12 protein-coding genes are annotated in these 9,476 nt (G+C 40.1%); 8 read left to right on the top strand and 4 right to left on the bottom strand.

Features of this window, described 5'->3' with window-relative positions:
* The 4 genes from ACERCF_RS12170 to ACERCF_RS12155 all read right to left on the bottom strand — a co-directional run.
* A partial coding sequence (locus ACERCF_RS12170; RefSeq protein WP_021265510.1) for a helix-turn-helix domain-containing protein occupies positions 1-121 on the bottom strand: 121 nt, incomplete at its 3' end.
* A gap of 133 nt (positions 122-254) precedes the next feature.
* Positions 255-1,121 (bottom strand): cell division protein FtsN, encoded by an 867-nt coding sequence (gene ftsN / locus ACERCF_RS12165; protein WP_373625735.1) that lies wholly within the window; start codon positions 1,119-1,121, stop codon positions 255-257.
* A gap of 123 nt (positions 1,122-1,244) precedes the next feature.
* On the bottom strand, positions 1,245-1,997 hold the full coding sequence (locus ACERCF_RS12160) for a class I SAM-dependent methyltransferase (RefSeq protein ID WP_373625734.1): 753 nt from the start codon (positions 1,995-1,997) through the stop codon (positions 1,245-1,247).
* Positions 1,994-2,656, bottom strand: coding sequence for a M15 family metallopeptidase (locus ACERCF_RS12155; protein WP_373625733.1), 663 nt, complete (start codon positions 2,654-2,656; stop codon positions 1,994-1,996). Before ACERCF_RS12155 ends, ACERCF_RS12160 begins: the two co-directional genes overlap by 4 nt.
* Before the next feature lie 146 nt (positions 2,657-2,802).
* Between ACERCF_RS12155 and dapD the strand changes: the two genes are divergently transcribed.
* The 8 genes from dapD to ACERCF_RS12115 form a co-directional block, all read left to right on the top strand.
* Entirely contained in the window at positions 2,803-3,627 is an 825-nt protein-coding gene (gene dapD, locus ACERCF_RS12150; RefSeq protein WP_373611715.1) for a 2,3,4,5-tetrahydropyridine-2,6-dicarboxylate N-succinyltransferase, read from the top strand.
* A 60-nt stretch (positions 3,628-3,687) separates the two neighbouring features.
* Positions 3,688-4,125 carry a type II 3-dehydroquinate dehydratase gene (gene aroQ / locus ACERCF_RS12145; protein WP_373625732.1) on the top strand — a complete coding sequence of 146 codons (438 nt, stop codon included), beginning with the start codon at positions 3,688-3,690 and terminating at the stop codon, positions 4,123-4,125.
* 9 nt (positions 4,126-4,134) lie between these two features.
* A complete protein-coding gene (locus ACERCF_RS12140; RefSeq protein ID WP_373625731.1) occupies positions 4,135-4,917 on the top strand; it encodes a glycosyltransferase family 32 protein in 783 nt (260 codons plus the stop codon).
* Positions 4,918-5,163: 246 nt separating this feature from the next.
* Positions 5,164-5,637, top strand: coding sequence for an acetyl-CoA carboxylase biotin carboxyl carrier protein (gene accB, locus ACERCF_RS12135; protein WP_373611712.1), 474 nt, complete (start codon positions 5,164-5,166; stop codon positions 5,635-5,637).
* A gap of 65 nt (positions 5,638-5,702) precedes the next feature.
* Positions 5,703-7,046, top strand: coding sequence for an acetyl-CoA carboxylase biotin carboxylase subunit (gene accC, locus ACERCF_RS12130; RefSeq protein ID WP_373625730.1), 1,344 nt, complete (start codon positions 5,703-5,705; stop codon positions 7,044-7,046).
* Positions 7,047-7,195: 149 nt separating this feature from the next.
* Positions 7,196-8,392 (top strand): ribosomal protein uL16 3-hydroxylase, encoded by a 1,197-nt coding sequence (locus tag ACERCF_RS12125; RefSeq protein WP_373625729.1) that lies wholly within the window; start codon positions 7,196-7,198, stop codon positions 8,390-8,392.
* 98 nt (positions 8,393-8,490) lie between these two features.
* Positions 8,491-8,823: a MazG nucleotide pyrophosphohydrolase domain-containing protein gene (locus ACERCF_RS12120; protein ID WP_373611708.1), complete on the top strand. Its 333-nt coding sequence runs from the start codon at positions 8,491-8,493 to the stop codon at positions 8,821-8,823.
* A 117-nt stretch (positions 8,824-8,940) separates the two neighbouring features.
* A partial coding sequence (locus tag ACERCF_RS12115; RefSeq protein WP_373625727.1) for a helix-turn-helix domain-containing protein occupies positions 8,941-9,476 on the top strand: 536 nt, incomplete at its 3' end.

Genomic DNA, 9,476 nt, shown 5'->3' with positions numbered 1-9,476 from the left:
GATAGAATGTATCTCGGCTCATTCCCATTACTTTGCAGGCTTGAGAAATATTACCCAGTTCTTCTGCTAAATTTAATAAACCGGTCTTGTGTTTAATGAGAGGGTTGTTAGAATAAAACATGAGAATTTCCTTTTTGTTTAGATTGATTTTTGACACTCATATTCTAAACGGGAAACTCTCACTTTTTAGAGTCAATTGTCAGATCAAGTCTGATCTTCTACAAATAATGATTCCTCCTTTAGCTTAAATCATCCTACATCGCAACAATCACACATTCTGCCACACTACGAGCATTTGATTGTGCTCTTGATGCAGCTGCTCTATCACCAACTGGGCCGACAAAAACACGGTTCCAATCTGCACTGCTTGCAATTCTTGCATTAAATCCTGCCATTGCAAGACGTGCTTGCATATTTTCTGCTTGAGCTTTATTTTTGAATGCCCCACATTGTAAGCCGAATTTACCTGCCTGATTGGCTGCTTTATCTGCCGGTGTTGCAGCACTTGCTACAACTTTAGCAGGCTGCTCTTTTTTAGCTTTTTCTTCTGCTAACTTAGCTTGCTCCGCTTTTTTAGCTTCTTGCTGTTTTTTCAGCTCTGCCTGTTTATGCTTTTCTTCTGCTCTCTTTTGAGCTAAAGCCTGCTCTTCTGCCTTTTTAGCCGCTAACTCTTCATCAGTTAATTGCGGTTCTTGAACTTTCGTAGTATCCGTTTCAGCTGTCGTTGATGTTGGATTTTGCTGAGCTTGCTCAGCTAAACGAGCTTCTTCTTGTTTACGTCTTTCTTCAATTTGTTTCTTTTGTTCCGCCGTTAATTGAGCTAAACGCTCTTGAGATGTTTGGCTGTTATCGGTAATTACGGTACGAGTTTCCAAATCACGGATATAGCTCCAGCTTTCTTCCGGTCTGCTTGGTAATTGACTTTTTGGCTGCTGTTGAGCTGGCTGTACCGTATTAGGTACTGCAGGAGCCGGCGCATTGACTTTTAACAGCCATAAAGCAATACCGCAACCTAAAATTAACCCAATAATCAGGATCAAAACCTTCTTTAAATTACTCTCTTTTTGTGTTTTTTTACTTTTTTTCTCGTTTGAACGAGCAACATAATCACGTTGTGGCACAATAAACGCCCTCTAAAATTAAAGATAAAATAATTTGCAAATTTTACTGTAAAAATAACCGCTTGCCTATCGCATAAGATCATTTTTCAATTAAAGTTTTGTAAAATTCGATCTGGATCCTAGTTAATCATTTTTGAGATGTGAAAGATAAACATCAAAGCGATGATTTTTGGTAGTCTGTGAAAAATCCGGCTTTTGTTCCGCTAAAAATGGGGCATAATCAGGGCGTTTCACCACCACACGTTTTTTGGCTAATGCTTTTGCAGGCTCAAAGAAATCATCAGAATCTAAATCAGCCCCCACTAAATGCTGGAACACTCGCATCTCTTTCTTTACTAACGCGCTTTTTTGTTTATGTGGGTACATCGGATCTAAATAAACCACATCAGCACCGTGCAATGTCGGATCAAGCTGCGATATGTTACGAACATCAGCTAAAATCATTCTTTCTTGCATAAATTCGCCAATTTCCAGATCTTGATAAGCCCGATTTAGCCCATCTTCCAACAAAGCCGCCACAATGGGGTTTCGCTCAACCAATAGCACCTTACACCCCACCGCAGCTAATACAAAGGCATCTCGCCCTAAGCCTGCAGTGGCATCAATTACCGTGGGTAAATAGTCGCCTTTAATACCGACTGATTTTGCTACAGCTTCGCCTCTTCCACCACCAAATTTGCGGCGATGTGCCATTGTGCCATCAACAAAATTAACGGCAATCGCCCCTAATTTTGGCTCATCTAATTTGCGTAATTCTAAGCGTTCATCAGTTAATACAAGGGCTAATATGCTCTCCGCATTGTGAACAAGCTGCCATTTGTCGCAAATTTGTTGGAATTTGTCGTTATCTTGCGTTTCGTTAATTAATTGGATCATTTTAATAATTCATCGAAATGAGTAAGCAAACAGACTTTACCAGCCACATCTTCATCTTGCCAAGCTGACTTTAAAATTTCATCGCTAAATAATTTTTCATATTCATTTGAGATGGGACGATAGCTGATATGCCACGGCTCAAAACCCACTCGATTGTGAGTACCATCAAATGGGAAGTAAAAACCAAATTGTTCGGCATTAAGCTGTAACCATTTTGTGAGTTCGGCAAAATAACCGCCTGCTAAATATTCCCAAGGCTCAAGTAAAAGTTGGGTATTTTCGGGAAGTAAATCAGGGTCGAAAATATCAATTTCCGTTCCCCAATGATGGCGGCTCGCTCCCGGCACCGCAGACCAACGTAACATTGCTTTGCATTTTTCGACATCAGATAACACAGCCATATCAATCGCAACACCATTATCATCGTGAACTTTACGCTCGCCATTAAACTTCGCATTCCAAATCAGTTTTTGGCGTTCAAAATCACGGAAGGTGCTGACAGGCTGCAGATTAAAACCTGCTTCTTTTGCTGCCTTCTGCAAGGCTAAAAAGGCTTCAACCACTTCAGGCTGAAGACAATGTTTATCAGAAAGAGAATTCGGCAATGCCACTAAATGCTCTCGAGTTTTACCCGTTAATAGATTTGCAAATTTTTCCACAAAAATGACCGCTTGTATAAAATCAATGGGTTAAGATTATAAACTAAATTGATTCAATATGTTTTTTCTTGTGGAAATAAACGCCTTTCTATGTTAAAAAGTGAGCCGAATTTTTACTTTTAATTTAGTCGTTAAGGAACACAACAATGTCTTTACAAGCAATTATTGAAGCAGCATTTGAACGCCGAGCTGAAATCACCCCAAAAACAGTGGACGCTGAAACTAAAGCAGCAGTTGAGCAAGTTATCGCAGGTTTAGATAACGGTTCTCTTCGTGTAGCTGAGAAAAAAGATGGTGAGTGGGTAGTAAACCAATGGGTGAAAAAAGCGGTTCTGCTTTCATTCCGTATCGCTGACAATGAAATCATTGACGGTGCAGAAACTAAATTCTACGACAAAGTGCCAACCAAATACGGCAACTACACCGAAGAGCAGTTCAAAGCAGACGGTATCCGTGCGGTGCCGGGTGCGGTGGTGCGTAAAGGTTCTCACATCGAGAAAAATGTGGTGTTAATGCCATCATTCGTAAACATCGGTGCATACGTTGGCGAAGGCACAATGGTGGACACTTGGGTAACTGTGGGTTCTTGTGCTCAAATCGGTAAAAATGTTCACTTATCAGGTGGCGTAGGTATTGGTGGCGTGTTAGAGCCGTTACAAGCTAACCCAACTATCATCGGTGATAACTGCTTTATCGGTGCGCGTTCTGAAATCGTTGAAGGCGTAATTGTTGAAGATAACTGCGTGATCTCAATGGGCGTATTTATCGGTCAATCAACCAAAATCTATGACCGTGAAACAGGTGAAATCCACTACGGTCGTGTACCTGCTGGTTCTGTAGTTGTTTCAGGTTCTTTACCGTCAAAAGATGGTTCACATAACCTTTACTGTGCGGTAATCGTGAAAAAAGTAGACGAGAAAACGCTAAGCAAAGTGGGCTTAAACGATTTACTTCGTTCTATTGACGAGTAATTGATTGCTCCCCCATTTTGCAAAAATGGGGGATTTTTTTACCGCTTGTAAGGAGAAAAAATGAAAAAAATCCTACTTCTTAATGGCCCAAACCTGAATATGCTTGGTAAACGTGAGCCTGAAATTTATGGTTCTCAAACCTTAGCGGATATTGAAAATCATCTAAAAACCTTAGCCGCATCGCAAGGGATTGAATTAGACTGCTTCCAAGCAAACGGTGAAGAGCCAATTATCAACCGCATTCATCAAGCCTTTCAAAATACGGATTTTATTATTATCAACCCTGCGGCATTTACCCACACAAGTGTTGCCATTCGTGATGCGTTGCTCTCCGTTTCAATTCCTTTTATTGAAATACACCTTTCTAATGTACATAGCCGTGAACCTTTCCGCCATCACTCCTATCTAAGTGATGTAGCAAAAGGCATTATTTGTGGCTTGGGAATTAAAGGCTATGAATATGCGTTGGATTTTGCAATTTCGCAATTAAAAAAATAAGGCAATTAAATGGCAGTTAAAAATAAACAATTTATCGTTATCTGTAACGGTGTTATTCGCTTATTTGGCAATATTGTAAAGGTGTTGAGCTACCCTTTCCACGCTCTTTTTCCCAAAAAACGCTTTACTATTCCAGAATATAGCCCGGCAAAAATTCGTTCTAACCAACCAACAAAAATCACGAAAACGATTTGGCAGACCAATTATTCAAACAAAGTAACCTTGCCGATGTATGCCAATTATCTGTTTAATCGTTTGATGTCATTAAGCTATGATTATCGTTATGTGAGCACCGAAGAGCGTGAAGCCTACATCAAAGCAAATGCTGATGAACGCACTTTCAATGCTTATAGCAAGCTCACTGATGGAGCAGCACAAGCTGATTTCTGGCGAATTTTTACGTTATTAAGAGAAGGCGGTATTTATATTGATATTGACGGGCATTTGGTTTACCCACTTTCCAAAATTATTAATGAAAACGATAGCGAAGTATTAATCAAACGCCGAGATAAATACACTAACTTTTTCTTAGCAAGCGAAAAAGGCAACTGGATTTTAAAAGACACACTTGAGCTGATCATCAGCAACATTGAAAACCGCCGTATTGAGGGTGGTGTGTTTGTAATGACAGGCCCGGATACGTTAAATAATGCTATTGGTGATAAGGTGGTAAATTTCCGCCGTGACAAAATAACCTGTGCACAAGGTACATTCACGAACGAATATTTTCAATATATCGATAAACCGGGTAGTAAGTGGAATTACAAAAAGAATGAGGATTTACTCAAATAATGACAAGCGGTCGTAATTTGCAAAAAATTTACCATTTTTGACCGCTTGTTATAGATAAATTTCCTACTAACCCAACTGGTACGATGAATCCAAAAATCGCCAATTTTCGCCAAAATTCTCATATTTTATTCGCAAAATTAGCGAAATTCAGGTATTCTACCAACAGAATCTTTAGCTCTGCATTTTTATTTTTATCTATAAATGCAGAGTTCTATTTTTTTAATTAATCACATACGGAATCTTATTATGGATATTCGCAAAATCAAAAAACTTATCGAATTAGTTGAAGAGTCTGGCATTACTGAATTAGAAGTGTCTGAAGAAGAAGGTACAGTACGCATTAGCCGTGCTGCACCAGCCGTTGTTGCCGCTCCTGCGGTTCAATATGCAGCAGCCCCTGTTGCAGCATCTGCTCCTACGGCTGCCGCTCCACAACCTGCCGCACCAGCTGCTTTCCCATCTAATGCAGCAACTGAACAAGTAAGCGGACACGCGGTGCGTTCTCCAATGGTCGGTACGTTCTACCGCAGCCCAAGCCCAGATGCGAAAGCCTTTGTGGAAGTGGGTCAAACCGTGAAAATCGGCGATGCACTCTGTATTGTTGAAGCGATGAAAATGATGAACCGCATTGAATCAGATAAAGCTGGTGTAGTTAAAGAAATCTTAGTTAATGATGGCGAACCAGTAGAGTTCGACCAGAAATTATTCATTATCGAATAATCTAGTTTGCCCTTATGACGAATAGGGGCATCTTTTCAACCAATTCACTTCAAGGGAAGCTCCCAATGTTAGAAAAAGTTGTTATTGCAAACCGTGGCGAAATTGCCCTACGCATTTTACGAGCTTGTAAAGAATTAGGCATTAAAACGGTTGCCGTTCACTCAACCGCAGATCGTGAATTAAAACACGTTTTATTAGCAGATGAGACCATCTGTATTGGTCCTGCACCTTCTGTAAAAAGTTACTTAAATATCCCAATGATTATTGCGGCAGCAGAAGTTACAAATGCAGATGCAATTCACCCCGGTTATGGCTTCTTATCTGAAAATGCCAACTTTGCAGAACAAGTTGAAAAATCAGGTTTTGTGTTTATCGGCCCAACCGCTGACGTAATCCGTTTAATGGGCGATAAAGTATCTGCGATTAATGCGATGAAAAAAGCAGGTGTTCCTTGTGTACCTGGTTCTGATGGTCCTGTGGGTAATGACCCTGTAAAAAACAAAGAAATTGCGAAACGCATTGGCTACCCAGTGATCATCAAAGCCTCTGGCGGCGGTGGCGGTCGTGGTATGCGTGTAGTTCATCACGAAAAAGATTTGGAAGAATCTATCGCAATGACCAAGGCTGAAGCAAAAGCTGCATTCAATAACGATATGGTTTATATGGAAAAATACTTAGAAAACCCACGCCATATTGAAATTCAAGTGCTTGCTGATACACACGGTAATGCGGTTTATTTAGCAGAGCGTGATTGCTCAATGCAACGCCGCCATCAAAAAGTAGTGGAAGAAGCTCCGGCACCGGGCATTACAGAAGAATTGCGTAAATTCATCGGTGAACGTTGTGCAAATGCTTGTCGTGAAATCGGCTATCGTGGTGCAGGTACATTCGAGTTCTTATATGAGAACGGCGAGTTCTATTTCATTGAAATGAACACTCGTTTACAAGTAGAACACCCTGTTACAGAAATGATCACTGGTGTGGACTTAGTAAAAGAGCAACTGCGTGTTGCTGCTGGCTTACCACTTTCTATCAAACAAGAAGATATTAAAGTGAAAGGTCATGCTATTGAGTGCCGTATCAATGCGGAAGATCCACAGACTTTCTTACCATCTCCGGGTAAAATCACACGTTTACATGCGCCGGGTGGTTTAGGTGTTCGTTGGGATTCTCATATTTACTCAGGTTATAGCGTACCGCCACATTATGATTCAATGATTGGCAAACTTATTACTTTTGCAGAAGATCGTGATATTGCTATTCGTCGTATGGAAAATGCGTTATCTGAAACAATTGTTGATGGAATTAAAACGAATATTCCACTGCACACGCAAATTCTTTCTGATACCGAATTCCGTAAAGGTGGCACAAATATCCATTATTTAGAGAAAAAACTCGGTCTTAAATAACTCCTAAAGGCGAACAATGTTCGCCTTTTTCATTATTTCTTACCCAAAATGTGAATGATGTCGCTAAATCATAAAAAATTTCGCGTTTTCTGCGATTTCTCAGGTAGAATATTAAACAAACTAAAGCAACACAATCGCAAGGAGCATTTATGAACATTCCATTCTGCTTACCTGAAAATATTAGCCCTGAAACATTTTTGCGTGAATATTGGCAAAAACGACCGCTATTAATTCGTAACGGCTTGCCACAAATTGTTGGGCTATTTGAGCCGGAAGATATTATGGAACTTGCTCTAGAAGAGGAAGTTACTGCCCGCCTTATTGAGTGTAAAAATGAAAAATGGTCGGTAAAAAGAAGCCCACTTGCAGAAGAAGATTTACAAAACTTACCCGAACAATGGTCTGTAATGGTGCAAAACCTTGAGCAATGGTCGCCCGAACTTGGTGAATTATGGCAAGCCTTCGGCTTTATCCCACAATGGCAACGTGATGATATTATGGTCTCTTGCTCGCCTTTAGGTGGTACAGTAGACAGACACTATGACGAATACGATGTTTTCCTCGTTCAAGGCTACGGACAGCGCCGTTGGCAGCTCGGTAAATGGTGTGATCCAAGCACCTCATTTGTGCCGAATCAACCAATTCGTATCTTAGGTGATATGGGTGAGTTAGTTTTAGATGAAGTAATGAACCCCGGCGATGTACTTTATGTGCCATCTCGTATGTCGCATTACGGTATTTCAGAAAGTGAGCAGGGTTTAACCTTCTCCTTTGGCTTACGTTACCCTAATGCAACTGAACTATTGGAAAACTTCTGCAAAACCATTGAGCAGCAATCCGGTATAATCAATACATCTGAATTCCATATTCCATTCCGTCTAGACCCGAATGAGCAGCCAAATGCGTTATTAGATCCGAAAATGGTGAAAACGTTCAAACATCACTTAATCGATCTTTTACAAAATTCTGACCAATTTGATGATATTTTCACGCACAGCGTTGCAACGGCAGTAAGCTCACGCCGCTATGAATTACTTCAAACAGATAACGAATATTACCCTGATGAAGTGCAAGAAGTGCTTGAAGCTGGTGGTTGGCTGCAACAAGATGCGAATGTGAAAATTCTTTATACTGAAAACCCTCTGAGGGTTTATGTGAATGGCGAGTGGATTGATGAGCTAAATGAAGCAGAAATGGCGTTACTCATTCGCATCGCAAATGGAGATTCTATTTCGTGGAATAAATTAGCTTCTAAAGTACAAGACCAATCCGAGTTAGAACTCATTTTAGATACGGTATGTGATTGGTTAGATAGTGGTTGGATTACTTTGTCAGAAGAGGAATAATGTTTGTAGGGGCGAATTATTATTCGCTCTGAAACATTTTTTATCTAATCAAAGAGCTAAAAATATTTCGCTACTAATTTTTTAAATAGAGGGATGAAGTGAACATTGAGCAATATCAACAATGGGTTCGAGAATTTTACCAACAACAAAGTTGGTATGAACGCAGCCCTTTTATGCGAGTAACCTATCTAGCCGAAGAAATCGGCGAGGTTGCCTGTGCTGTAAGAGCGATTGAAATTGGGCGTGAACGACCTGATGAAACCGAAAACTCCCAACAACAAAAGAGGGATAATCTTATTGAAGAGCTAGGTGATGTGATGGATAACTTATTTGTACTTGCCGATAAATACGGCATATCAATGGCAGAGGTAATCGAACGCCACCAAGCAAAATTTGAGAAACGTTATTTGCAAAAAAATGTGGGAAAATAATCGCTTGTAAAAACTGTAGAAGACCAGACCTGATCTGACAAATCATTATAAAAATGAGAGTTTCCCGTTTAGAATATGAGTGTCTAAAATTCAATCTAAATAAAAAAGGAAACTCTCATGTTTTATTCTAACAATCCTCTCATTAAACACAAGACTGGTTTGCTTAATTTAGCAGAAGAACTTGGAAATATTTCACAAGCCTGTAAAACAATCGGAATGAGTCGAGATACATTCTATCGCTATCAACAAGCAGTGGAACAAGGTGGGGTTGAAGCGCTACTTAATCAAACCCGTCGAGTCCCAAATATTAAAAATCGAGTGGATGAAAAAGTTGAGCAAGCGGTTGTCAAATTTGCTCTTAATTACCCCGCTTATGGACAGGTTCGTGTGAGCAATGAACTTCGTAAGCAAGGTATTTTTGTTTCTACTGGCGGTGTTCGTTCCATTTGGCTACGCCATAATCTTGCTAACTTTAAACAGCGTTTAAATGCTCTCGAAAAAGAAGTGGCTGAAAAAGGGATTATCCTGAGTGAAAGCCAAGTTCAAGCGTTAGAACGTAAAAAAGACGATGATATTGCATGTGGTGAAATTGAGACGGCTCACCCAGGTTATTTAGGCTCACAAGATACCTTTTATGTCGGTAATTTAAAAGG

The organism is Mannheimia kashgarensis, assembly GCF_041807705.1.
In the GTDB taxonomy this organism is placed as follows: domain Bacteria; phylum Pseudomonadota; class Gammaproteobacteria; order Enterobacterales; family Pasteurellaceae; genus Mannheimia.
This window is presented reverse-complemented; position numbering and strand designations above follow the sequence as displayed.